The sequence below is a fragment of the Arthrobacter sp. TJ-265 genome, assembly GCF_058269135.1.
In genome coordinates this window covers 1,469,205-1,493,902 of the sequence record NZ_JBZCND010000001.1, presented here as the reverse complement: position 1 = coordinate 1,493,902, position 24,698 = coordinate 1,469,205, and the positions used below count along the sequence as shown (strand labels likewise).

Annotated in this window: 20 protein-coding genes; 16 read left to right on the top strand and 4 right to left on the bottom strand. The window is 69.6% G+C overall.

Annotation, left to right across the window (positions count from 1 at the left end; translation table 11 throughout):
- Positions 1-24: 24 nt before the first annotated feature.
- The 4 genes from uvrB to AC4D2E_RS07140 all read left to right on the top strand — a co-directional run bounded on the left by uvrB (position 25) and on the right by AC4D2E_RS07140 (position 5,294).
- Positions 25-2,100 carry an excinuclease ABC subunit UvrB gene (uvrB, locus tag AC4D2E_RS07155; RefSeq protein WP_490952101.1) on the top strand — a complete coding sequence of 692 codons (2,076 nt, stop codon included), beginning with the start codon at positions 25-27 and terminating at the stop codon, positions 2,098-2,100.
- Positions 2,101-2,357: 257 nt separating this feature from the next.
- The gene (locus AC4D2E_RS07150; RefSeq protein WP_490952100.1) at positions 2,358-3,446 is read left to right on the top strand and encodes a TerC family protein; all 1,089 of its coding nucleotides are present in this window, start codon (positions 2,358-2,360) and stop codon (positions 3,444-3,446) included.
- Between the two features lie 372 nt (positions 3,447-3,818).
- Positions 3,819-4,712: a YhjD/YihY/BrkB family envelope integrity protein gene (locus tag AC4D2E_RS07145; RefSeq protein WP_490952099.1), complete on the top strand. Its 894-nt coding sequence runs from the start codon at positions 3,819-3,821 to the stop codon at positions 4,710-4,712.
- Between the two features lie 27 nt (positions 4,713-4,739).
- Positions 4,740-5,294, top strand: coding sequence for a potassium channel family protein (locus tag AC4D2E_RS07140; protein WP_490952098.1), 555 nt, complete (start codon positions 4,740-4,742; stop codon positions 5,292-5,294).
- Positions 5,295-5,373: 79 nt separating this feature from the next.
- Here the strand turns inward: AC4D2E_RS07140 and AC4D2E_RS07135 are convergent, their stop codons facing one another.
- From AC4D2E_RS07135 to AC4D2E_RS07125, 3 genes are all read right to left on the bottom strand, one after another.
- On the bottom strand, positions 5,374-6,639 hold the full coding sequence (locus AC4D2E_RS07135) for an alpha/beta fold hydrolase (RefSeq protein WP_490952097.1): 1,266 nt from the start codon (positions 6,637-6,639) through the stop codon (positions 5,374-5,376).
- An 83-nt stretch (positions 6,640-6,722) separates the two neighbouring features.
- A complete protein-coding gene (locus AC4D2E_RS07130) occupies positions 6,723-7,199 on the bottom strand; it encodes a GNAT family N-acetyltransferase (RefSeq protein WP_490952096.1) in 477 nt (158 codons plus the stop codon).
- A 57-nt stretch (positions 7,200-7,256) separates the two neighbouring features.
- The gene (locus tag AC4D2E_RS07125; RefSeq protein ID WP_490952095.1) at positions 7,257-9,800 is read right to left on the bottom strand and encodes a DEAD/DEAH box helicase; all 2,544 of its coding nucleotides are present in this window, start codon (positions 9,798-9,800) and stop codon (positions 7,257-7,259) included.
- A gap of 49 nt (positions 9,801-9,849) precedes the next feature.
- Here AC4D2E_RS07125 and AC4D2E_RS07120 point away from each other — a divergent pair, with 49 nt between their 5' ends.
- Positions 9,850-10,623: a trans-aconitate 2-methyltransferase gene (locus AC4D2E_RS07120; RefSeq protein WP_490952094.1), complete on the top strand. Its 774-nt coding sequence runs from the start codon at positions 9,850-9,852 to the stop codon at positions 10,621-10,623.
- A gap of 13 nt (positions 10,624-10,636) precedes the next feature.
- Here the strand turns inward: AC4D2E_RS07120 and AC4D2E_RS07115 are convergent, their stop codons facing one another.
- Complete coding sequence (locus AC4D2E_RS07115) at positions 10,637-11,287, bottom strand: MBL fold metallo-hydrolase (RefSeq protein ID WP_490952093.1); 651 nt, start codon at positions 11,285-11,287, stop codon at positions 10,637-10,639.
- A gap of 127 nt (positions 11,288-11,414) precedes the next feature.
- On the opposite strand from AC4D2E_RS07115, the gene AC4D2E_RS07110 reads away from it, so the two are divergent.
- The 11 genes from AC4D2E_RS07110 (at position 11,415) to AC4D2E_RS07060 (ending at position 24,640) form a co-directional block, all read left to right on the top strand.
- A complete protein-coding gene (locus AC4D2E_RS07110; RefSeq protein WP_490909260.1) occupies positions 11,415-11,792 on the top strand; it encodes a GntR family transcriptional regulator in 378 nt (125 codons plus the stop codon).
- A gap of 85 nt (positions 11,793-11,877) precedes the next feature.
- Positions 11,878-14,790 (top strand): excinuclease ABC subunit UvrA, encoded by a 2,913-nt coding sequence (uvrA, locus tag AC4D2E_RS07105; RefSeq protein WP_104164803.1) that lies wholly within the window; start codon positions 11,878-11,880, stop codon positions 14,788-14,790.
- Positions 14,791-14,865: 75 nt separating this feature from the next.
- Positions 14,866-15,540: an HAD hydrolase-like protein gene (locus tag AC4D2E_RS07100; protein ID WP_490952092.1), complete on the top strand. Its 675-nt coding sequence runs from the start codon at positions 14,866-14,868 to the stop codon at positions 15,538-15,540.
- The gene (locus AC4D2E_RS07095; RefSeq protein ID WP_490952091.1) at positions 15,527-16,195 is read left to right on the top strand and encodes a lysophospholipid acyltransferase family protein; all 669 of its coding nucleotides are present in this window, start codon (positions 15,527-15,529) and stop codon (positions 16,193-16,195) included. The genes AC4D2E_RS07100 and AC4D2E_RS07095 overlap by 14 nt, the downstream gene beginning before the upstream one ends.
- A 93-nt stretch (positions 16,196-16,288) precedes the next feature.
- Positions 16,289-18,325, top strand: coding sequence for an excinuclease ABC subunit UvrC (gene uvrC, locus AC4D2E_RS07090; RefSeq protein WP_490952090.1), 2,037 nt, complete (start codon positions 16,289-16,291; stop codon positions 18,323-18,325).
- Positions 18,326-18,433: 108 nt separating this feature from the next.
- Entirely contained in the window at positions 18,434-19,333 is a 900-nt protein-coding gene (rapZ, locus tag AC4D2E_RS07085) for an RNase adapter RapZ (protein WP_104164807.1), read from the top strand.
- Positions 19,333-20,358, top strand: coding sequence for a gluconeogenesis factor YvcK family protein (locus AC4D2E_RS07080; protein ID WP_490952089.1), 1,026 nt, complete (start codon positions 19,333-19,335; stop codon positions 20,356-20,358). Before rapZ ends, AC4D2E_RS07080 begins: the two co-directional genes overlap by 1 nt.
- Positions 20,359-20,368: 10 nt before the next feature.
- Entirely contained in the window at positions 20,369-21,349 is a 981-nt protein-coding gene (whiA, locus tag AC4D2E_RS07075) for a DNA-binding protein WhiA (protein ID WP_104164811.1), read from the top strand.
- A gap of 114 nt (positions 21,350-21,463) precedes the next feature.
- Positions 21,464-22,093, top strand: a complete 630-nt coding sequence (locus AC4D2E_RS07070; protein ID WP_490952088.1) for a superoxide dismutase — start codon at positions 21,464-21,466, stop codon at positions 22,091-22,093.
- Between the two features lie 273 nt (positions 22,094-22,366).
- Entirely contained in the window at positions 22,367-23,377 is a 1,011-nt protein-coding gene (gap, locus tag AC4D2E_RS07065; protein ID WP_104164813.1) for a type I glyceraldehyde-3-phosphate dehydrogenase, read from the top strand.
- A gap of 12 nt (positions 23,378-23,389) precedes the next feature.
- The gene (locus tag AC4D2E_RS07060; protein ID WP_490952087.1) at positions 23,390-24,640 is read left to right on the top strand and encodes a phosphoglycerate kinase; all 1,251 of its coding nucleotides are present in this window, start codon (positions 23,390-23,392) and stop codon (positions 24,638-24,640) included.
- The last annotated feature ends 58 nt before the right edge of the window (positions 24,641-24,698 follow it).

Genomic DNA, 24,698 nt, shown 5'->3' with positions numbered 1-24,698 from the left:
GGTGGCAGGGACTACCGTTGAGACATGAGTCTTGCGCAGGAAATCAAGCGTGTGGTCGCCCCGTTCGAGGTCATCAGCGAGTACACGCCGGCGGGCGACCAGCCCACGGCGATCACGGAACTGGCGGAGCGCATCAACGCGGGGGAGAAGGACGTCGTCCTCCTCGGCGCCACCGGCACCGGCAAGAGCGCCACGACCGCCTGGCTGATCGAGCAGGTGCAGCGCCCCACCCTGGTCATGGTGCAGAACAAGACGCTCGCCGCGCAGCTCGCCAACGAGTTCCGGGAGCTGCTGCCCAACAACGCCGTCGAGTACTTCGTCTCGTACTACGACTACTACCAGCCCGAGGCCTACGTCCCGCAGACGGACACTTTCATCGAGAAGGACTCCTCCATCAACGAGGAGGTCGAGCGCCTCCGGCACTCCGCGACCAACGCGCTGCTTACGCGCCGCGACGTCATCGTCGTCGCCACCGTCTCCTGCATCTACGGCCTCGGCACGCCCGAGGAGTACATCAACAAGATGGTGACGCTGCGCCGCGGCGACCAGATGAACCGGGATGCACTGCTGCGGCAGTTCGTGGGCATGCAGTACACGCGGAACGACATGGACTTCCACCGCGGCACGTTCCGGGTGCGCGGTGACACGGTGGAGATCATCCCGATGTACGAGGAGCACGCGCTGCGGATCGAGTTCTTCGGGGACGAGGTGGAGAACATCTACACCCTCGACCCGCTGACCGGGAACGTGATCCGCGAGGAGGAGGAGATGTACGTCTTCCCCGCCTCCCACTACGTCGCGGGCGAGGACCGCATGACGCGGGCGATCAAGGACATCGAGGACGAACTGCAGCAGCGCCTGGCGGAACTCGAAGCGCAGAACAAGCTGGTCGAGGCGCAGCGCCTCCGCATGCGGGTGACGTACGACCTCGAGATGATGCAGCAGATGGGCTTCTGCAACGGCATCGAGAACTACTCACGGCACATCGACGGCCGCGATCCCGCCTCGGCGCCCCACTGCCTGCTCGACTACTTCCCCGACGACTTCCTGCTGGTCGTCGACGAATCGCACGTGACCATCCCGCAGATCGGTGCCATGTTCGAGGGTGACTCCTCGCGGAAGCGGACCCTCGTGGACCACGGGTTCCGCCTGCCGTCCGCGATGGACAACCGCCCGCTGAAGTGGGACGAGTTCCAGGACCGCATCGGGCAGACGGTCTACCTGTCTGCCACCCCGGGCAAGTACGAGCTGGGCAAGGCCGACGGCTTCGTGCAGCAGATCATCCGCCCGACCGGCCTCGTCGATCCCGAGGTGGTCGTCAAGCCCACCAAGGGCCAGATCGACGACCTGCTGGACGAGATCCGGAAGCGCGTGGCGATCAACGAGCGCGTCCTGGTCACCACGCTCACCAAGCGCATGGCCGAGGACCTCACCGGGTACCTGCTCGAGCACGGGGTGAAGGTCGAGTACCTCCACTCCGACGTCGACACGCTGCGCCGGGTGGAGCTGCTGCGCGAACTGCGTATGGGGACTTTCGACGTCCTGGTGGGCATCAACCTGCTGCGCGAGGGGCTCGACCTGCCCGAGGTGTCGCTCGTCAGCATCCTCGACGCGGACAAGGAGGGCTTCCTCCGCAGCGCGACGTCCCTCATCCAGACGATCGGACGTGCAGCACGCAACGTGTCCGGGGAGGTCCACATGTACGCGGACCGCATCACGGACTCGATGGAGCGCGCGATCGACGAGACCAACCGGCGCCGGGAGATCCAGGTGGCCCACAACCTGAAGCACGGCATCGACCCCACGCCGCTCAGGAAGCGGATCGCCGACATCACCGACACGATCAACCGCGAGGACGCCGACACCCGCGCCCTGCTCGAGGAAGCCGGCAAGTCCCGCAAACCGAAGAAGGGCGCCGGGCGCCACGAGGGCCTGGCATCGGTTCCCGCCGAGGACCTCACGGACCTGATCCAGCAGCTCACGGACCAGATGCACGCGGCCGCCGCCGAGCTGCAGTTCGAGCTGGCCGGGCGCCTGCGCGACGAGGTGGGGGACCTGAAGAAGGAGCTGCGGCAGATGCAGTCCGCCGGGCACGCCTGAGTCCAGGCGGGCCGCTGGTCGCGGCCTGCAGGACCTCCAGCACCGTGTCAAGAAGGCCGGCGGAGGAGCACCCAGGGGGCTGGTTCGTCGGCCTTCCCGCTCGCCGGGTAGCATTGTGCCGACGTGAGGGAGTATCCCTAAGCGCTACGGACGTCAGCACGCGGGGCACAACTGCCCCGCCGGGCGTAGCGGCCGGCCGGTTCGACCCGGCGGCGGAGAGACTCACGGCGATCCACAGCACCCCCGGAAGGTACTTCATGCCCGCATTGCCCGTAGCGTTCGAGGTCGGCACGTTCATCGTGCTCGGCCTGATCCTGCTGTTCGATCTGCTGCTCGTGGTCAAGCGCCCGCATGAGCCCTCGATGAAGGAAGCGGGACTCTGGGTCGCGTTCTACGTGGGCCTCGCCCTGGTGTTCGCCGCCCTGATGTTCGTCTTCACCGGGCCGGAGTACGGCGGCCAGTTCGTGGCCGGCTGGATCACCGAGTACAGCCTCAGCATCGACAACCTCTTCGTGTTCATCATCATCATGGCGCGCTTCTCGGTGCCCCGGAAGTACCAGCAGGAGGTGCTCATGGTGGGCATCATCATCGCCCTGGTACTGCGCGGAATCTTCATCGCCCTCGGTGCCGCCGTGATCGAGAACTTCAGCTGGATTTTCTTCATCTTCGGCGCTTTCCTCCTCTACACCGCCTACAAGCAGGCCACCGACGGGGGCGAGGACGAGGCGGACGCCGGTGACAACAAGCTCATCGCGAAGCTCCGCTCGGTCCTGCCGATGTCCGACTCCTACGACGGCAACAAGATCCGTACCGTGGTCGACGGCAAGAAGGTCTTCACGCCGATGCTGATCGTCTTCGTGACGATCGGCCTCACCGATCTCCTGTTCGCCGTCGACTCCATCCCCGCGATCTTCGGCCTCACGCAGAGCGCCTTCATCGTGTTCACGGCGAACATCTTCGCGCTCATGGGCCTTCGCCAGCTGTACTTCCTGCTCGGCGGCCTGATGACGCGCCTCATCTACCTCAAGCACGCGCTCTCCGTGATCCTCGCGTTCATCGGCATCAAGCTCATCCTGCACGCCATGCACGTCAATGAACTGCCCTTCATCAACGGTGGCGAGCACATCGAGTGGGCCCCCGAGATCCCCACCTTCGTGTCACTGGCCGTGATCGTCGCCACCATCGTGGTCGCCGTGATCGCCAGCCTCATCCGCTCCAGGGTCACCGGGACGGCCACCGAGGAAACCACGAACGAGGCCACGCACGGTACGTCGGACGCCCCCGCGGTCGACGTCGGGCTCGCCGAGGCTGCCGACGAGGCCGAGGTGCAGGGGCCCCGCCGCTAGGCTCCACCCGCAACCCACGCGAGACGAAGGGACCCCGCACACCGCGTGCGGGGTCCCTTCTGTGTGCCCGCCGTCCCGGGGAGAAACGGCGGTGGCCTCGACAGCGGGACGGGCTTCTCACCCTGTCCACGTGATGCGGCGCCCACCGTGGAGTCGTCCAATGGTGATGATCACGGAGTCGTTCCCGTTCCGCCGCTCGATGGCAGGACCGGAACCACCCGCCCCACGGACGACGCGGAGGACGATGTGGCCTCGAACCACAGGAAGCAGATCGCAGCACTCATGGCGGGAGGCCCATCCGCCCCGCCCTTCGGCGAGCATGACCCGGCCCTCGGGTCCGACGTCGAAGACATCGTGGAGTGAGGCGGGGCAGTGCCGATCCAGTTGCAGGCGAACAGGCTCATGCGGGCCGGCGTGCGCTCGACGGTGGGGCGCGTCGTGGTGCGCTCCCTCCGCGACCTCCGCGACCTCCGCGACCTCGAGCTCTTCGATCGGGCGATGACGCTCGCGGCCCAGGCGTTCACGTCCATCCTGCCGATCCTCATCGTGACCGGTTCGTTGCGGGGAAGCGTGAACCCGGAGGCGGATTCGCTCTTCGCCGAGAGCCTCAGCCTCGACCAGGACACGGCAGAACTCGTGCAGCAGTCGATGCCGGACCCTGCCGAGGGAGTCACCTTCACGCAGGTCGCCAGTGTGTTGCTGCTGCTCATCGCCGCGACCGCCTTCACCCGGGCACTCGAGCGCTGCTTCCGCAAGATCTGGAAAACACCGAAGGTGGGCCTCCGTTTCGCCTGGCGCTGGGTCGCTGCGATCATCGCCATCGTCATCGGGCTCCTGCTGATCATCACCACCCGCAGCGTCGTGCGTGGCACGGGCGCGATCTCGGTGCTCGGATTCACCCTGGAGGCGGCGATCTGGTGCCTGCTGTGGTGGATCGCCTCATGGCTCGTGGTCAACCGCACCGTCAGCCTGCAGGCACTCCTGCCGGGATCGATCCTTGCCGGACTGGGAATCGCCGGGGCCACGGCAGTCGGCCGCGTCTACCTTCCCCGGGTCTTCGCGGCCTCGGCCGACGAGTTCGGTGTCCTCGGCCTGGCCTTCTCGTACATCGGATGGCTGTTCGTGCTCATGGCCGTGCTTCTCGCCTCGCTGACCGTCGGGCGCGTCGTCCACCTCGCCATGATCGGGCGACTGTGGAGCCACTCGGGTGAGAGGGCTGCACCTCCCACGGCATCGAACAGCCGCCACCGACATGGCTTGCGGTAGCTGGAATCGTGAAACGGCGTCTCCGCCGTGACTGAGCCCGATCCGCGGGCATTGTCGCCGGCGAAGCGACGTGGCCTCATCGCACGGGGACTGCTCCGCGCTCTTGGATCGGCGGTGGTGTTCGTCGCGCTCTACTTCCTCGTGCCCCTCGACCTCGTCACCGATGCGCCAGTGGTCACGCTCGTCATCGCGTTGCTGCTCCTGGTCGGCGTCACCACGTGGGAGGTGCGCGCGATCACCCGGGCGGCCCACCCACGAGTCCGAGCCACTCAGGCCTTCGCCGTCACAGGATCCCTGTACCTGCTCGTGTTCGCCGTCACGTACTTCGTGATGGCCGGCACCGAGCCGGACACCTTCGGCGCTCAGGGCCTGACCCGCCTTGACACCCTCTACTTCACCGTCACGATCTTCGCCACCGTCGGCTTCGGGGACATCTCGCCGACGAGCCCGCCGGCGCGCCTCGTCGTCACGGTCCAGATGCTCCTCAACCTGCTCGTGCTCGGCGCCGGGATCCAGGTCCTCCTCGGAGCAGTGCAGCGAGGACAGGAGGGACGGGCATCTGGTTCAAGCCCTGGCTCCTAGGCCTCCCTGCCGGACGTCCGCGGGAACGGATCCGGGCGCGCTCGGACAGCGGCCCGGGCGCGGGCGACGAGGTTCTCCGCTAGCTGCGCGCCATACCGAGCAGCCGCTCGAAGATCGCCTCGCCGTCGTCGGCAATGCCGTCGTGGTGGAACTCGTCCGTCTCCCAGACTTCCAGGTTCCGTACCGACGCCGCCGTCGCCAATGACAGGTCCCTGTCGACGTAGATGTCGTGGCGGTACACGGCCGCCGCGACCGGGACGGTGTTGGTCGCCAAGACGTCCTCGTCGTACAGGGGGCCCCAGTCGGTCTTCCCCGCGAGGACGTCGGCGACCGCCCGCAGCGGACGGAGCGCCGGGTCCTCCTCGAAGTACCACGGGTAGACCATCTCTCCCGTGAGGAGGACCTCCCCGGCATCGTCCCTGAACCCGGGGTACTCCTCGAGGACCCGCGCGGCGGACCACGACGAGGCCGGCCCCTGGCAGTAGATCGACTCGTGCAGCAGCGCGTAGAGCGGCTGCGCCGCCCGGCTCACGACGGCGTGGACCTGCTCGAGGAACGACGCCGACAGGCGCGGCCCGTCCGCCGTCGTCGTGAATGCGTCCTCCAGCAGGTAGTGGAGGCCGTGGACGCGCGTGTTGCCGCCGAGGAAGGAGCCGACCATCTGGAACCGCCGCACCGTGAGCCGCTCACCGCTCGGGAGGAACTCCTCCACGCGGTCGAGGTGGCGGGCGATGCGCGTGACGCGGCCCCGATCCTCCGGGTACCACCCGAAGTACTCGGCGTTGCGTTCCTCGACGCGCGCGAACGTCGCCCGGTACACCTGGTCGGGCGAACCCGCCAGGGGTGCCAGCCCGCCGGTGATCAGCGCCCGTTCGACGCCCTCCGGCGCCTTCGAGAGGTACGTGAGGGTGCAGAAGCCTCCGTAGCTCTGCCCGAAGACCGTCCAGGGTCCGCTGCCCAGCCGATCACGGATGAGTTCGGCATCGGCGACGATCGAGTCGGCGCGGAAGTGGGCGAGGTAGTCGGCCTGGGCCTGCGGGCTTCGCAGGACGCCGAGGGTCGCGGCGTCGGCCGGCGTCGAGAGCCCGGTGCCGCGCTGGTCGAGCATGAGGATCCGGAAGTCCCGGGCCGCGGCCTTCATCCAGCCCGAGAGCTGCGTGGTGCGCACGCCCCGGCCGCCCGGGCCGCCCTGCAGGAACAGGAGCCAGGGGAGCCCGGCCACGTCGTCGTCGGCGTGTTCGGTGGAGGAGTACTCGCGGGCGAACACCTCGATGCGGGGGGACGCCGGGTCCGCGTGGTCGAGCGGGACCCGGAACACGTGGCCGGTGGCGCGCAGGCCCCGCATGACGGCGGTCCTGCCGACGGTGTGCTCCGCGGTGTGATCGGGAGCGGTCCCATCCGGGGCGTCCCGTCCGGCGGCCGGCCCGGTCACAGGGCGGCGACGTCGGCGAGCGCATCGCCCGTCAGCCGGAACGTGCTCCACTCGGACTGCGCCGCCGCGCCGAGGCTCTCGTAGAAGCGGATGGACGGCTCGTTCCAGTTGAGCACCGACCATTCCACGCGGGCGTAACCGCGTTCGGTGGCGATCCGGGCGAGGTTCGCCAGGAGCGCCTTCCCGTACCCCGCTCCGCGTGCCTCGGGCCGCACGTAGAGGTCCTCGAGGTAGATGCCGTTGACGCCCTCCCAGGTGGAGTAGTTGAGGAACCAGAGCGCGAAGCCCTGGACCTCCCCGCGGACCTCCGCCACGTGGGCGTAGATCGTGGGCCGCTCACCGAACAGGGCCGCTTCGAGCGACGCAACGGTGTTCCGGACGGCGTCCGGCTCCCGCTCGTAGAGGGCCAGGTCATGGATGAGCTGGAGGATGACCGGAACGTCCGCCGGCCGTGCTTCCCGAATGGTAGTCATTCCTCCAGCCTAGCCAAGGTGCAGGGCCGGAGGCGGCGCGGCCGGTGCGGGGCCGGGTCAGCCGGCCGCCGGCCCCCCGACACCGAGGATCCTGACGACCGGGCTGCCGGCGTCGTCGGATGCTGCGAGGTCGATCTCGGCGTTGATTCCCCAGTCGTTGTTGCCCTCCGGGTCCTTCAGGATCTGCCGCACCTTCCACGCGGTGGGGGTCCTGGTGATGAGCAGGAGGTTCGGCCCGCGGGCGTCGGGGCCGTCGTCGATGTCCTCGTAGTCGCCGAAGTAGCCGTCCAGGGCCTCGGCCCAACGATCGGCGGTCCAGCCGGAGTCGGCGTCGAGCGCGCCGAGCGCGGCGTCCTGCTCGTCGGCGAAGAGCTTGACCCGCTGGAACATCTCGTTGCGCACCATCACGCGGAAGGCCCGTTCGTTGGACGTGACGGACGGCGGCTCGTCCGGCAGGTCGACGGCGTCCACCGCGGCGGACGGGGTGAGGCCGGCCGCCAGCTGCGTCCACTCGTCGAGCAGGCTGCTGTCGACCTGGCGGACCAGTTCCCCGAGCCACTCGAGGATGTCGCTGAGGTCCTCGCGCAACGCCTCGACGGGCACGGTGTGGCGCAGCGCCTTGTAGCAGTCGGCGAGGTAGCGCAGGAGGATCCCCTCGGACCGGGTGAGGGAGTAGAACGCCACGTACTCGCCAAAGCTCATGGCCCGCTCGTACATGTCCCGCACCACGGACTTCGGGGCCAGCTCGAAGTCGCCGAGCCACGGCGCGGACGCCCGGTAGACGTCGAACGCCTGCTGCAGCAGTTCCTCGAGGGGCTTGGGGTAGCTGACCTCCTCGAGGCGCGCCATCCGGGCGTCGTAGTCGATGCCCTCGGCCTTCATCGCGGCCACCGCCTCGCCGCGGGCCTTCTTCTCCTGCGCGTTGAGGACCTGGCGGGGCTTCTCGAGCGTGGCCTCGATGACCGAGACCACGTCGAGCGCGTAGCCCGGCGCCTCCGGGTCGAGCAGTTCCAGGCTCGCCATCGCGAAGGGGGAGAGCGGCTGGTTGAGGGCGAAGTTGGCCTGCAGGTGCACCTTGAGCCGTACGCGGCGGCCGCCCGGTTCGGGCTCGGGGAGCTTCTCGACGATGCCGGCGGTGACGAGTTCGCGGTAGATACCGATGGCCCGGCGCATGAGCGTGAGCTGGGACGCCCGTGTCTCGTGGTTCTCGGTCAGAAGCCGCTTGGTGGCCGTGAAGGGGTCGCCCGGCCGCTCGAGGAGGTTCAGCAGCATGGAATGGCTGACGGAGAACGACGACGCCAGGGGATCCGGAATGCTCTCCACGAGCCGCTCGTAGGTGGGCTTGCCCCAGGAGACGAAGCCCTGCTGGGGCTTCTTCCGCACCACCTGACGCAGCTTCTTCTGGTCGTCGCCGAACTTCGACACCGCCTTCGCCATGGCCTTGGCGTTCTCCACGACGTGCTCGGGTGCCTGGACGACGACGGTGCCCGCGGTGTCGTAGCCCGCGCGGCCGGCGCGGCCCGAGATCTGGTGGAACTCCCGCGCGTTGAGCAGGCGCGTGCGGACGCCGTCGTACTTGCTGAGGGCGGTGAGTAGCACGGTGCGGATCGGCACGTTGATGCCCACGCCGAGGGTGTCGGTCCCGCAGATGACCTTGAGCAGGCCGGCCTGGGCGAGCTGCTCGACGAGCCGCCGGTACTTGGGCAGCATCCCGGCGTGGTGCACGCCGATGCCGTGGCGCACCAGCCGGTTGAGGGTCTTCCCGAAGCCGGCGGAGAACCGGAAGGTCGCGATCAGCTCCGCGATGCGGTCCTTCTCCTCGCGGGTGCAGACGTTGACGCTCATGAGGTTCTGCGCGCGTTCGATCGCCTCGGCCTGGCTAAAGTGCACCACGTAGACGGGAGCCTGCCGCGTGGACAGCAGTTCCTCGAGGGACTCCTGGATGGGCGTCTCGACGTAGTAGTAGTGGAGCGGGATGGGGCGCTCCACCGAGGTGACGGTCGCCGTCGCCCGGCCGGTGCGCTCGGTGAGGTCCTTCTCGAAGCGCGTGACGTCGCCGAGGGTCGCCGACATGAGGAGGAACTGGGCCTGCGGGAGTTCGAGGAGCGGCACCTGCCACGCCCAGCCGCGCTGAGGGTCCGAGTAGAAGTGGAACTCGTCCATGACCACGGTGTCGACGTCCGCCTGGGCGCCCTCCCGCAGCGCGATGTTGGCGAGGATCTCCGCGGTGCAGCAGATGATCGGGGCGTCCTGGTTCACGCCGGAGTCGCCCGTGATCATGCCGACGTTCTCCGGTCCGAAGATGTCGCACAGTGCGAAGAACTTCTCGGACACGAGGGCCTTGATCGGTGCCGTGTAGTAGCTGGTGCGGCCCTCGGCGAAGGACTTCAGGTGGGCGGCGATCGCGACGAGGGACTTCCCCGAGCCGGTGGGCGTCGCGAGGATGACGTTGTTGCCGGAGACCAGTTCCATCGCGGCCTCGTCCTGCGCCGGGTACAGGGTCAGGCCGCGGCCCGTCGCCCAGCCGGTGAAGGCCTCGTAGACCGCGTCCGCGGTGAGTCGGCCGTCGTCGTGCCGGGGGAGGTGCTCTTGGATCGTCATGATCCGTTCAGCCTACCGGTGCACGGTTCGGCGGAGGTTAGGGTGGGCCATGCGCTGGGATCCTGGACTGTACGCCCGCCACGCGGGACATCGTGGGCGGCCGTTCTTCGACCTCGTCGCGCGGGTGGGACATGATGCTCCACGGACCGTCGTGGATCTGGGGTGCGGCCCCGGCGATCTGACGGAGACGCTCGCCCACCGCTGGCCGGACGCGCAGGTGACCGGTCTCGACGCCAGTGTGGAGATGATCGACGCCGCGCGGCAGCGGCCGGCGCTGCCGAACCTGCGGTTCGAGGTCCGCGACCTGCGCGACTACACGCCGGGAGGCGACGACGTGATCGTCACGAATGCCGCGCTCCAGTGGGTGCCCGGTCACGCCGGCCTGCTCGGTCGATGGGCTCGGGCGCTCCCCGAGGACGGCTGGCTCGCGGTCCAGGTTCCCGGCAACTTCTCGGCACCATCGCACGCGCTGATGCGCGACCACGCGGCGAGCCCGCGGTGGGCCGCCCGGCTCGAGGGCGTCCTGCGCCACGACGATGCCGTGGGCGAGCCCTCCGACTACCTCGGGCTCCTGCTCTCCGCGGGACTGCAGGCGGATGTCTGGGAGACGACGTACGAGCAGGTGCTGCCGGGGGAGGACGCCGTCCTCGGCTGGGTACGCGGCACCGGCCTGCGGCCGATCCTGGACGCGCTGTCCGCGGACGAGGCCGAGGAGTTCGAGGCAGGCTACGGGGAACTGCTGCGCCGGGCATACCCCGCCGGGCAGCACGGCACGGTGTTCGGGTTCCGCCGCATCTTCGCCGTCGGGCACCGGTCCCCCTGACGGGTCGCCGCGGTCACCAGCCGCGCTGCCTCCACTCCATGAGCGATCCGCGCTCCGCGCCGAGCGTGGTGCCCCGGCCGTGCCCCGGGTGCACCACGGTGTCGTCGGGCAGGTCGTCGAAGATCCGCGTCACCACGTCCTCGTACAGGGACGCGAAGCGGTCGGCGTCGCCCTGGGTGTTGCCGAGGCCGCCGGGGAACAGCGAATCGCCCGTGAAGAGGTGCGCAGGCCCGTGGGGGTCGCGATACAGGAGCGCGACGGACCCGGGGGTGTGGCCGCGGAGATGGATCGCCTCCAGCTCGAAGCCCTCGAAGGAGCCGACGTCGTGGTGCTTCAGCGGGACGTCCGTCGGCACGGCGATGTCCGCGACGTCGTCCTCGCCGGCCGCGGTGCGGGCCATCGTCGCCTCCCGGACCTCCGCCAGCGCCCTGACATGGTCCCAGTGCGAATGCGTGGTGACGATCAGCGCCACGCGGGCCTCGGCGTCGGTGTCCTCCTGCGCGTCGGCGAGGAGCCCGAGGATGGCGGGGGCGTCGTCCGCGGCGTCGATCAGCACCTGGGCGCCACTCGACTTCGAGGTGAGCAGGTACACGTTGTTGTCCATCTCCGACACGGAGATGCTGCGGATCGTCACGTCGCTGAGGTCGTGCAGGGGCTCGGTCATGAGCACAGTGTAGGCAGGGCACCTCGGGCACCGGGGGAACGACCCCGGGGTCGGGCCGCGGCGGCGGTAGGGTCTCAGGAGGTCGGGCCGCCCAGGGCCCTCGGACCCGCGATGGAAGGGACAGGGCATGGAGCAGGACATCAAGTGGTGGTTGCGCATAGATGCTGCCAGCAAGACCCCGCCGTTCGAGCAGATCAAGCAGGCGATACTGGACGCTGCCAATTCCGGCGAGGCTCCCGTCGGCACGCGCCTGCCGCCCGTGCGCGGACTCGCCACCCACCTCGGAATCGCCGCGAACACCGTCGCCCGGGCCTACCGCGAGCTGGAGCAGGCCGGCGTCGTCGAGACCCGGGGCCGGGCCGGCACCGTCATCGCCGCAGGAGGCGATACCGCCCGCCGGCGCGTGGCCGACGCCGCCGACTCGTTCGCCGACGTCGTCCGCTCCGCCGGGGTGCCGGAGGCCGAGGCCGTCGCCATGGTGAGGGCGGCATTGCGCCGAGGGTGAACGGCACGCGCAGGGGCGCCGTACCAGCGCGGATCCGGGACTATTCGAATATGCTTTCGAACGGTTTTTCTCCTACAGTTATCTGGTGTCTATAGCAAATTCTCTTGAGCAGCACGCCCACAACCCGGAGCCCGCTCCCCAGGACCTGTCCCGGCTAATCGTCAAGGGTGCACGCGAACACAACCTGCGGAACGTCGACCTCGACCTCCCGCGTGACGCCATGATCGTCTTCACCGGCCTGTCCGGATCGGGCAAGTCCTCGCTCGCCTTCGACACCATCTTCGCGGAAGGGCAGCGGCGCTACGTCGAATCGCTGTCCGCCTACGCACGGCAGTTCCTCGGGCAGGTGGACAAGCCCGACGTCGACTTCATCGAGGGCCTCTCGCCCGCGGTCTCGATCGATCAGAAGTCCACCAGCAAGAACCCGCGCTCCACCGTGGGCACGATCACCGAGATCTACGACTACATGCGCCTGCTGTGGGCGCGCGTGGGACGCCCGCACTGCCCCGTCTGCGGCGAGCCGGTGGCGAAGCAGACCCCCCAGCAGATCGTGGACCAGCTCCTCGAACTCGAGGAGGGGACGCGCTTCCAGGTCCTCGCGCCGGTGGTCCGGGCACGCAAGGGCGAGTTCGTCGACCTCTTCCAGGAGCTCACGGCCAAGGGCTACTCGCGGGCCCGGGTGGACGGCAAGCTCATCCAGCTCAGCGACCCGCCCAAGCTGGGCAAGCAGTACAAGCACACCATCGAGGTCATCATCGACCGGCTCGTGGTGAAGAGCGGTATCCGGCAGCGCCTCACGGACTCCGTGGAGACGGCCCTCAAGCTCGCCGACGGCCGCGTCCTCGCCGAATTCGTGGACCTCCCCGAGGACGACGCCAAGCGCCTGCACGCCTTCTCCGAGCACCTGGCCTGCCCCAACGAGCACCCGCTGGCCATCGACGAGGTCGAGCCGCGCTCCTTCTCGTTCAACAACCCCTTCGGCGCCTGCCCCGCCTGCACGGGCATCGGGACCAAGCTCGAGGTCGACGAGGAACTCGTGGTCCCCAACCCCGACCTCAGCCTCGCCGAGGGCGCGATCGCGCCGTGGTCGCTCGGAACGGCGACCCTCGAGTACTGGACGCGGCTGCTCGAGGGCCTCGCGTCCGAGCTGAACTTCGACGTCAGGACGCCCTGGCGCAAGCTGCCGGACCGCGCCCGCGAAGCCGCGCTGTACGGCAAGGACCACAAAGTCGTCGTGCAGTACAGGAACCGGTTCGGCCGGGAGCGGAAGTACAGCACGGGCTTCGAGGGCGCCATCCAGTACATCCAGCGCAAGCACACGGAGACGGAGTCCGAGGCCTCGCGGGACCGGTACGAGGAGTACATGCGGGAGATCCCGTGCCCCACCTGCGGCGGTGCCCGGCTGAACCCGGCCTCGCTCTCGGTCCTGATCAACGGCCGGAACATCGCCGAGGTCTCCGCGATGCCGATGCGCGACTGCGCCGACTTCCTCGACAACCTCGTCCTGACCGGCCGTGAGGCGCAGATCGCCAACCAGGTGCTCAAGGAGATCCAGGCGCGCCTGACGTTCCTCCTCGACGTCGGCCTCGAATACCTCAACCTCGAGCGCGCCTCGGGCACCCTGTCCGGCGGCGAGGCCCAGCGCATCCGGCTCGCCACGCAGATCGGCTCCGGCCTCGTCGGCGTGCTCTACGTCCTCGACGAGCCGTCCATCGGCCTGCACCAGCGGGACAACCGCCGGCTGATCGAGACCCTGACGCGTCTGCGGAACCTCGGCAACACGCTCATCGTCGTCGAGCACGACGAGGACACCATCGCCGAGGCCGACTGGATCGTGGACATCGGCCCCGGCGCAGGCGAGCACGGCGGCGAGGTGGTGCACTCCGGCCTCCTCGAGGACCTGCTCACCAACGAGAGGTCACTGACCGGCGACTACCTCTCGGGGCGCCGGAAGATCGAGATCCCGGCGAAGCGTCGGAAGATCGACCGCTCGCGCCAGCTGAAGGTGGTCGGCGCGCGCGAGCACAACCTCGTGAACGTCGACGCCACGATCCCGCTCGGGGTGCTCACCGCCGTCACCGGCGTCAGCGGCTCGGGCAAGTCCACCCTCGTCAACGACATCCTTTACAAGGTGCTCGCCAACAAGCTCAACGGCGCGAAGCAGGTGGCCGGACGGCACAAGCGGATCGACGGGCTGGAGCACCTCGACAAGGTCATCCACGTGGACCAGAGCCCCATCGGCCGCACCCCGCGCTCCAACCCCGCCACCTACACGGGCGTCTTCGACAACATCCGGAAGCTCTTCGCCGAGACCACCGAGGCGAAGGTCCGCGGCTACCTGCCCGGGCGCTTCTCCTTCAACGTCAAGGGCGGCCGCTGCGAGGCGTGCTCCGGTGACGGCACGCTGAAGATCGAGATGAACTTCCTGCCCGACGTCTACGTCCCCTGCGAGGTGTGCCACGGGGCGCGGTACAACCGCGAGACGCTCGAGGTGCACTACAAGGGCAAGACCATCGCCGACGTCCTGGACATGCCGATCGAGGAGGGGGCCGAGTTCTTCGCGGCGTTCAGCCCCATCGCCCGGCACCTCAACACCCTCGTGGAGGTGGGCCTCGGCTATGTGAGGCTCGGTCAGCCCGCCACCACGCTCTCCGGCGGCGAGGCGCAGCGCGTGAAGCTCGCGAGCGAGCTGCAGAAGCGCTCCAACGGGCGGAGCATCTACGTCCTCGACGAGCCGACCACGGGCCTGCACTTCGAGGACATCCGCAAACTCCTCCTGGTGCTGCAGGGCCTCGTGGACAAGGGCAACACCGTCATCACGATCGAGCACAACCTCGACGTCATCAAGAGCGCGGACTGGGTCATCGACCTCGGGCCGGACGGCGGCTCCGGGGGCGGGCAGATCATCGCGACCGGCACCCCGGAGCAGGTCTCGAAGAACGAGCGCAGCTACACGGGCACCTTCCTCAAGGAGGTCTTCGCCAAGGCCGCCGGGTAGCGTCGCCCGGCGCCCGCTCTCCGCGGGAGGGCATGGGTGACGCCTGCCCTCCCGCTGCTATGGCAAGCTTGGCCGGTGGCAATTACGCGTTCCCTGATCCTCTTCGACCTCGACGGAACGCTCGTCGACCCCGCAGGAGCCATCACCGGAGGGATCAGTTCCGCCCTCGAGCACCACGGATTCCCCGTCCCGCCCGACGACGCCCTCCAGGCGATGGTCGGGCCGTCCCTCGTCCACTCGCTGACCGCGACCGCCGGGGTGCCCGCAGCGCGCGTCCCCGACGTCGTCGCCACCTACCGCGCGGGCTACCTGGCCACCGGGATGGCCCGGAGCCGCCCCTACCCGGGGATCGCGCGGTGCGTGGAAGCACTGCTCGACGGCGGCGCGACCGTCGCCGTCGCCACCCAGAAGCCCGAGTGGCTCGCCGAGGAACTCCTCGCCGTCCAGGGGCTCCGACACCTCTTCTCCTCCGTCCACGGCTCGCCGCGGGACGAGGCCACGACGGCCGGCGGCAAGACGCCCATCATCCGGGCCGCCCTCGAGCACCACGGGTACGACGCCGGGCAGGCGCGCCGCGCCGTGATGGTGGGCGACCGCCGCCACGACGTGGAGGGCGCCGCCGCGAACGGCCTGGCCTGCATCGGGGTGACCTGGGGCTTCGCCGCGCCCGGCGAGCTGCAGGCCGCCGGCGCGGCCGCCGTCGTGGACTCCGCCGACGCCCTGCTGGAGGTGCTCCGTGGGCATCTATGACCTGACGCGCAGCACCACGCGCGGTCTCATCGCCGGCCTGTGCCGGCCCACCGTCGAGGGGCTCCACAACGTGCCGGAGGACGGCCCGTTCATCGTCGCCCCGAACCACCTCTCCTTTCTGGACAGCGTGCTGGTGCAGGCCCTCACGCCCCGGCCGGTCGCGTTCTTCGCGAAGGCCGAGTACTTCACCGGGACCGGGGTGAAGGGCGCCCTCATGAAGGGGTTCTTTGAGGGTGTGGGGTCCATCCCCGTGGAACGCGGCCAGCAGGCCGCCAGTGTCCAGGCCCTCAGGACGCTGCTCGACCTCCTGGAACAGGGCGACGGCGTCGGCATCTACCCGGAGGGGACCCGCTCGCGGGACGGGCGGCTCTACCGGGGGCGGACCGGCGTCGGCTGGCTCGCGCTGACCACCGGAGCACCCGTGCTGCCCGTCGGCCTGATCGGCACCGACGCGCTGCAGCCGGCGGGCGGGAAGGGCGTCCGGCCCCAGCACTTCACCCTGCGGATCGGGGAGCCGCTCGTCTTCGCGAAGACCGGGCCGGGGCATCCGCTGCCCGCGCGCCGGAGCGCGACCGACGCCATCATGGACGGCATCGCCGCACTCACGGGCCAGGAGCGCGTGGCCTCCTACAACCAGAGTCCCCCCGCCGAGTAGCTCGGCATTCTCCAACCGCTGCAGACCGCCCGAGCAGCGGTGAGCGGAGCACCGAGTGGGGCCGTGTCACCCCGCGGCCATAGGATGAAGGACGTGGCGAACCCAGTAACCTACCGGCCGAAGACAGGCGAGATCCCCCTCGACCCGGGCGTCTACCGCTTCCGGGACGAGCACGGCCGGGTCATCTACGTGGGCAAGGCCAAGAACCTCCGCTCGCGCCTGAACTCCTACTTCGCCAGCCCGCAGGGACTGCTGGCGAAGACGCGCCGCATGGTGTTCACCGCGGCGAGCGTCGAGTGGACCGTCGTCGGGAGCGAGCTCGAGGCGCTGCAGCTCGAGTACACGTGGATCAAGGAGTTCAATCCGCAGTTCAACGTGATGTTCCGCGACGACAAGTCCTACCCCTACCTCGCCGTGACCATGGGGGAGAAGTACCCCCGCGTGCAGGTCATGCGCGGTGACAAGAAGAAGGACACGCGGTACTTCGGGCCGTTCTACCCCGCGAAGGCCATCCGCGAGACCGTGGACACGATGCTCCGCGTCTTCCCGGTCCGCACCTGCAGCACCGGCGTGTTCAAGCGCGCGGAACGCACCGGCCGGCCCTGCCTCCTCGGGTACATCGACAAGTGCTCGGCGCCGTGCGTGGGACGCATCAGCCCGGAGGACCACAAGGCCCTCGCCGGCGAGTTCTGCGATTTCATGTCCGGGGAGGCGAAGAAGTTCATCGCCGGCCTCGAGCGGAAGATGGCCGAGGCGGTCGCCGAACTGGACTACGAGTCCGCCGCCCGCCTGCGCGACGACATCGCCGCCCTCCGCCGGGTGTTCGAGCGCAACACGGTCGTGCTCAGCGAGGACACCGACGCCGACATCTTCGCCCTCAAGGAGGACGACCTCGAGGCCGCGGCGCAGGTCTTCCACGTCCGGGGCGGCCGCATCAGGGGCCAGCGCGGCTGGGTCGTGGAGAAGGTCGAGGACATGGACACCGCGGACCTCGTGGAGCACCTGCTGCAGCAGGTGTACGGCGAGGGAAGCAGCAGCAACGAACAGATCCCCCGCGAGGTCCTCGTCCCGGTCCTGCCCAGCAACGAGGACCAGATGCTCGAGTGGCTGCGCGGCCTGCGGGGAGCCCGGGTGGAGGTGAGGGTGCCGCAGCGCGGTGACAAGGCCACCCTCATGGGCACCGTCGAGCAGAACGCCGCGGACGCCCTGCGCCTGCACAAGAGCCGGCGGGCCGGCGACATCACCACGCGCTCCGCCGCGCTGCAGGAGCTCCAGGAGGCGCTCGACCTGCCGCAGCCGCTCATGCGCATCGAGTGCTTCGACATCTCGCACGTGCAGGGCACCAACGTGGTGGCGTCCATGGTGGTCGTCGAGGACGGCCTGCCGCGGAAGTCCGAGTACCGCAAGTTCTCCATCACCGGGGACGCCGCACGGGACGACACCGCGTCCATGTACGACGTCGTCCACCGCCGCTTCCGGAACTACCTCGCGGGCAAGGACGGCGGGCCGCGTGACGCCGCCGCTCCCGACCCGGACGTCGACCCGGTCGACGACGACGCGTCGGTCCTCGAGCACCCCGACGTCGACGAGCAGGGTGTGCCCCTCAGGGACACGACGACGGCGATCACGCGCAACCGGTTCGCCTACCCGCCGAACCTCGTCGTCGTCGACGGCGGGCCGCCCCAGGTGGCCGCCGCGTCCCGCGCCCTGCAGGACCTCGGGATCGACGACGTCTTCGTGGTGGGTCTCGCGAAGCGCCTCGAGGAGGTCTGGGTCCCGGACAGCGAGTTCCCGGTCATCCTCCCGCGCGCGTCGGAGGGCCTGTTCCTGCTGCAGCGCATCCGCGACGAGGCACACCGCTTCGCGATCACGTTCCACCGCCAGAAGCGCGGGAAGTCCATGACGGCGTCGGCGCTCGACGACGTCGCGGGGCTGGGACCGGCCAAGCGCAAGGCCCTGCTGAAGCACTTCGGGTCGGTCAAGAAGATCCGCGCCGCCACCGTCGAGGAGCTCGTGGGCGTGCCGGGGGTGGGGCCCGCCCTCGCCCGGAGCATCCGCGCGTCGCTCACCACGGACGCGGCGGCCGCTCCGGCCGTGAACATGACCACGGGCGAGATCATCGAAGATTAGCTAGGCTGAGGAACGGCGGCCAGGTGCCGCCGGGAACGCACGCGGACATACACCCCAGGGAACGCCGGACCACCGGGAGCCCCGTCGAACCGGAACGGATCCATCACGATGACTGAGGCCATGAGCCTGACGCCGGTCAAACCCACCGAATCCGAGTTGCTGGTGGTGACCGGCATGTCGGGCGCCGGGCGCAGCACGGCCGCCAACGCGCTCGAGGACCACGGCTGGTACGTCGTCGAGAACCTCCCGCCCCAGATGCTCACCACGCTGACGGAGCTCGTGGCGCGCACCCCGCAGTCGATCCCGAAGCTGGCCGTCGTCGTCGACGTGCGCGGCAAGGAGCTCTTCAGCGACATCAAGGCGTCCCTGGACGCCCTCCGGGCCGCCGGCGTGCACCACCGCGTCCTCTTCCTGGACGCCGACGACAACGTCCTGGTGCGGCGCTTCGAGCAGGGCCGGCGGCCGCACCCCCTGCAGGGCGACGGCCGGATCCTGGACGGCATCGCCGCCGAGCGCGAGGTCCTGAAGGAGCTCAAGCACTCGTCCGACGTCGTGATCGACACGAGCCAGCTGAACGTGCACGCCCTCGCCACCGCGGTGACGGAGCTGTTCTCCGATGCCGGGCCCATCGTCCTGCGCCTCAACGTCATGAGTTTCGGATTCAAGTACGGACTCCCCGTGGACGCCAACTACGTGGCCGATGTGCGCTTCATCCCGAATCCGCACTGGGTGCCCGCACTGCGCCCGCAGACGGGGCTCGACGCCCCGGTCAGCGAGTACGTGCTCGGGGCGCAGGGCGCGGAGGATTTCATCGACCGCTACGTGAACGCCCTCGTCCCCGTCCTGGACGGGTACCGCCGCGAGAACAAGCACTACGCCACCATCGCCGTCGGCTGCACGGGCGGGAAGCACCGCTCGGTGGCCGTCACGGAGGAGATGGCGAAGCGGCTCGCGCAGCTGCCCGGTGTGCAGGTCTCGGCCCACCACCGCGACCTCGGGCGTGAGTAGTGGGGGTGGTCTCCGGAGCGCTGCCGCTCGTCCCGCCGGCCTCCCGCCGCTCGGGTGAGGGCCAGGGCGCCGGCCCGTCCGTCGTCGCCCTCGGGGGCGGCCACGGGCTGTCCGCGTCCCTGTCCGCGCTGCGTCTGCTGACGCAGGAGCTGACCGCGATCGTGACGGTGGCCGACGACGGCGGATCCTCCGGGCGGCTCCGGCGCGAACTCGGGGTGCTGCCCCCGGGAGACCTCCGGATGGCGCTGGCGGCCCTGTGCGACGACACCGACTGGGGCCGCACCTGGCGCGATGTCATGCAGCACCGCTTCTCCTCCCGGAACGGCGTGGAGGGATCCCTCCACGACCACGCCATGGGGAACCTCCTCATCGTCACGCTGTGGGAGCTGCTCGGCGACCCCGTCGCCGGCCTGCAGTGGGCCGGCGCCCTCCTGGGTGCCCGCGGCCGGGTCCTGCCCATGGCGAGCGTTCCCCTGACGATCGAGGGGGACGTCCTCAGCGAGTCCGGCGGGTCACTGCACGTCACGACCGTCTCGGGGCAGGCGAAACTCGCGGTCGCCGCGGACACCGGCAACGTGAGCAACGTGCGGCTGGTCCCCGACGACGCCCCGGCGTGCCAGGACGCCCTGGAAGCCGTGGAACTGGCCGACTGGGTGATCCTCGGCCCCGGCTCCTGGTACACCTCCGTGCTGCCGCACCTGCTCCTGCCGGACCTCCGTGATGCGCTGTGCCGCACCTCCGCCCGGCGGTGCCTCACCATGAACCTCAGCAACGACACCCGGGAGACCCTGGGCATGAGCGCCATCGACCACCTCAGCGTGATCTCGCGGTACGCGCCGGAGCTGACGGTCGACGTCGTTCTCGTGGACCCCTCGGTGGTGTCGGACCGGAGGGAGTTCGAGAGAGCCGTCGCCGGGATGGGCGGGCGCGCGGTCTTCGGTAGAGTGGGAGTTTCGACCGGCAAACCCGTGCATGATCCGCTGCGGCTGGCGACGTCCTACAACGACATGTTCGGGGAGATCTAGGAGTGTATCTGTGGCCCTGACCGCCGACGTCAAAGAGGAGCTGTCACACCTCGACGTCAAGAAGTCCTCGGTGCGCAAGGCCGAGGTGTCCGCACTGCTGAGATTCGCCGGCGGCCTCCACATCATCTCCGGCAGGATCGTCATCGAGGCCGAGGTGGACCTCGCGTCCACGGCCCGCCGACTGCGGGCCGCCATCGCCGAGGTGTACGGCCACAACAGCGAGATCATCGTGGTGACCGGCGGCGGCCTCAAGCGCGGCAACCGGTACGTGGTGCGCGTGGTCCGCGACGGGGAATCCCTCGCACGCCAGACCGGGCTGCTCGACAGCAGGGGCCGGCCCGTCCGCGGCCTGCCGTCCGCCGTCGTCAACGGGTCGACGGCGGATGCCGAGGCTGTGTGGCGTGGAGCGTTCCTGGCGCACGGCTCGCTCACCGAGCCCGGACGGTCCTCGTCCCTGGAGGTCACGTGCCCGGGCCCGGAGTCGGCCCTCGCCCTCGTCGGGGCGGCCCGCCGGCTCGACATCGCCGCGAAGGCCCGCGAGGTGCGGGGCGTCGACCGCGTGGTCATCCGCGACGGCGACACCATCGCAGCCCTCCTGACCCGCATGGGCGCGCACGACGCCCTCATGGTGTGGGAGGAGCGCCGCATGCGCAAGGAGGTCCGCGCCACCGCCAATCGCCTCGCGAACTTCGACGACGCCAACCTGCGCCGCTCGGCCCAGGCCGCCGTCGCCGCCGGCGCCCGCGTGGAGCGCGCCCTCGAGATCCTCGGGGAGGGCGTCCCCGAGCACCTGCGCTACGCGGGCGAGTTGCGCGTCGCCCACAAGCAGGCGAGCCTCGACGAACTCGGCCGGCTCGCGGACCCCCCGATGACGAAGGACGCGATCGCCGGGCGGATCCGTCGGCTGCTCGCGATGGCGGACAAGAAGGCCACGGACGTCGGGATCCCGGGGACCGATGCGAATGTGACCGCCGACATGCTCGACGAGTGACGCGAATGCATAGGATGGAACAGCAAGCCCGCTTCTGATCAGCGGGACGCCTGCCGTCCGGACCCATGGGTCCACCGACCGCGCGGGTACCGAGATCACTACATGGAGGACTACGTGAGCGAATACGTACTGCCGGATCTTGACTACGACTACGCCGCCCTGGAACCGCACATCTCCGGCCGGATCATGGAACTGCACCACTCCAAGCACCAGGCCACCTACGTCAAGGGCGCCAACGACGCCCTCGCGCAGCTCGCCGAGGCCCGCGAGACGGGAGCGTACGGCACCATCCCGAAGCTCTCCAAGGACCTGGCGTTCCACGTCGGCGGTGTCATCAACCACAGCATCTTCTGGAAGAACATGTCCCCCGAGGGAGGCGACAAGCCCGAGGGCGAGCTCGCCGCGGCCCTGGACGACGCGTTCGGCTCCTTCGACGCGTTCCGCGCGCACTTCACCGCCGCGGCCACCTCGCTGCAGGGCTCCGGCTGGGCCGTCCTGGCCTACGAACCGCTGGGCAGGAACATCGTCATCGAGCAGCTCTACGACCAGCAGGGCAACGTGCCCGTGGGCACCATCCCGCTGCTGATGCTCGACATGTGGGAGCACGCCTTCTACCTGGACTACGTCAACGTGAAGCCCGACTACGTGAAGGCCTGGTGGAACCTCGTGAACTGGGCCGACGTCCAGACGCGCTTCCAGGCAGCACGCACCGGGGCATCCACCCTCATCACGCCGGGGGCGTGACCGCCCCGGCGTCCCGGTCGGTGGGCACCGCGCCCTCCGGTCGGGCCGCCGGCGTCACGAGTGCGTGCCGGGGGCCGCGCTGAGTAGAGTTGGAGCGGTGCAGGGCTTCGGTCCCGGCACCGCTCCGGCGCACGCCGCCTGTGCAGGACCCGCAGGACCAGCAGGACCCGAGAATTTCGGCACGAAGGTGTGCCCGGTACAGATTTATCCGTCGCCGGCATCGCCCGAGAGGGGTCAGCAAGGCGGCACCACCTATGAAGGAGATGGAAACCAGTGACTACTCGCGTTGGAATCAATGGCTTCGGCCGCATCGGCCGCAACTACTTCCGTGCGGCCCTCGAGCAGGGAGCGGACCTCGAGATCGTCGCGGTCAACGACCTCACCAGCCCCGAGGCCCTCGCGCACCTGCTGAAGTACGACTCCGTCACCGGACGCCTGAAGGCATCCGTCGAGGTCGACGGCGGCGACCTCGTCGTCGGCGGCAAGCGCGTGAAGGTCCTGGCCGAGCGCGATCCTGCGAACCTGCCCTGGAAGGACCTCGGCGTCGACATCGTCGTCGAGTCCACCGGGTTCTTCACCAAGGCCTCCGACGCGCAGAAGCACATCGACGCCGGGGCGAAGAAGGTCCTGATCTCCGCTCCCGCCTCCGACGAGGACCTCACCGTGGTGCTCGGCGTCAACGACGGCGACTACGACCCCGAGAACCACCACATCATCTCGAACGCGTCGTGCACCACCAACTGCCTCGGCCCCCTCGCCAAGGTCCTGAACGACTCCTTCGGGATCGAGCGCGGCCTCATGACGACGATCCACGCCTACACGGCCGACCAGAACCTGCAGGACGGCCCCCACAAGGACCTCCGCCGCGCCCGTGCCGCCGCGATCAACATGGTCCCCACCTCCACGGGTGCCGCCAAGGCCATCGGCCTCGTGCTCCCCGAGCTGAAGGGCAAGCTCGACGGCTACGCCATCCGGGTCCCCGTGCCCACCGGCTCCGCGACCGACCTCACGGTCACGCTGGGCCGCGAGGTCACGGCCGAGGAGGTCAACGCCGCCTACAAGGCTGCCGCCGCCGACGGTTCGCTCAAGGGCTACCTCTCCTACACCGAGGACCCCATCGTGTCCTCGGACATCGTGACCGACCCGGCGTCCTGCATCTTCGACTCCGGTCTGACCAAGGTCCTCGGCAACCAGGTGAAGGTCGTCGGCTGGTACGACAACGAGTGGGGTTACTCGAACCGCCTGGTCGACCTGACCGAAATCGTCGCCGCCAAGCTCTCCTAGGCGGTTCCGCCCATGGCATACGCATCACTGGACGACCTCCTCGCCGAAGGGGTCCGGGGCCGCCGCGTCCTCGTCCGCTCCGACCTCAACGTCCCCCTGGAGGGCGGGGTGCCGGATCTGTCGGTCACCGACGACGGCCGCGTGCGCGCGTCCCTGCCCGTTCTGCGCAAGCTGAGCGAGGCCGGGGCCGCCGTCATCGTCATGGCCCACCTCGGCCGGCCCAAGGGTGCCCCCGAGCAGAAGTACTCGCTCGCGCCGGCCGCCGACGTCCTCCGGGACCTGGCGGACTTCCCGGTCACCCTCGCGCCCGACACCACGGGGGAGGGCGCCCGCAGTGCGGCCGCCGCCCTGTCCGAGGGGGAGGTGCTCCTGCTGGAGAACGTGCGCTTCGACGCCCGCGAGACCAGCAAGGACGACGCCGAGCGCGCAGCCTTCGCCCGGGAGCTCGCCGACCTGGCGGGACCTGACGGAGCCTACGTGGACGACGCCTTCGGTGCCGTGCACCGCCGGCACGCGAGCGTGTACGACATCGCGGCCCTGCTGCCCTCCTACCAGGGCGACCTCGTGAAGGCCGAACTCGTGGTCCTCGAGAAGCTGACGAAGGATCCCCAGCGGCCCTTCGTCGTCGTGCTCGGCGGGTCCAAGGTGTCCGACAAGCTCGCCGTGATCGAGAACCTGATCGGTACCGCCGACCGCATCCTCGTGGGCGGCGGCATGGTGTTCACGTTCCTCGCCGCCCAGGGCCACAAGGTCGGGGCGAGCCTCCTGGAGGAGGACCAGATCGACGTCGTGCGGGGCTACCTCGAGCGCGGAGCCCGGGACGGCACGCAGTTCGTGCTGCCCACGGACATCGTCGTGGCCGAGAAGTTCGCGGCCGACGCGCGGTCCGGCGTGGCCGCCGCGGACGCCATCGAGGCAGGCACCTTCGGGGCCTCCGGGATCGGGCTCGACATCGGGCCCGCGACGGGTGAGGACTTCGCCGCGAACATCGCCGAAGCGAGGACGGTGTTCTGGAACGGACCCATGGGGGTGTTCGAGTTCGACGCCTTCGCAGGCGGCACGCGCGCCGTCGCGCAGGCTCTCGTCGACGCCCAGGCGAGCGGCGCCCTGACCGTGGTCGGCGGTGGCGATTCCGCCGCAGCCGTGCGCGGCCTCGGGTTCGCCGACGAGCAGTTCGGGCACATCTCCACCGGCGGCGGCGCCAGCCTCGAGTACCTCGAGGGCAAGGAGCTCCCCGGACTGACCGCCCTCGCCCGCGACTAGCGGGACGGTCCGGGTCGGGCCGGCAACGGCCGTGACCAGCCGCCCGTCCGCGGGCGTA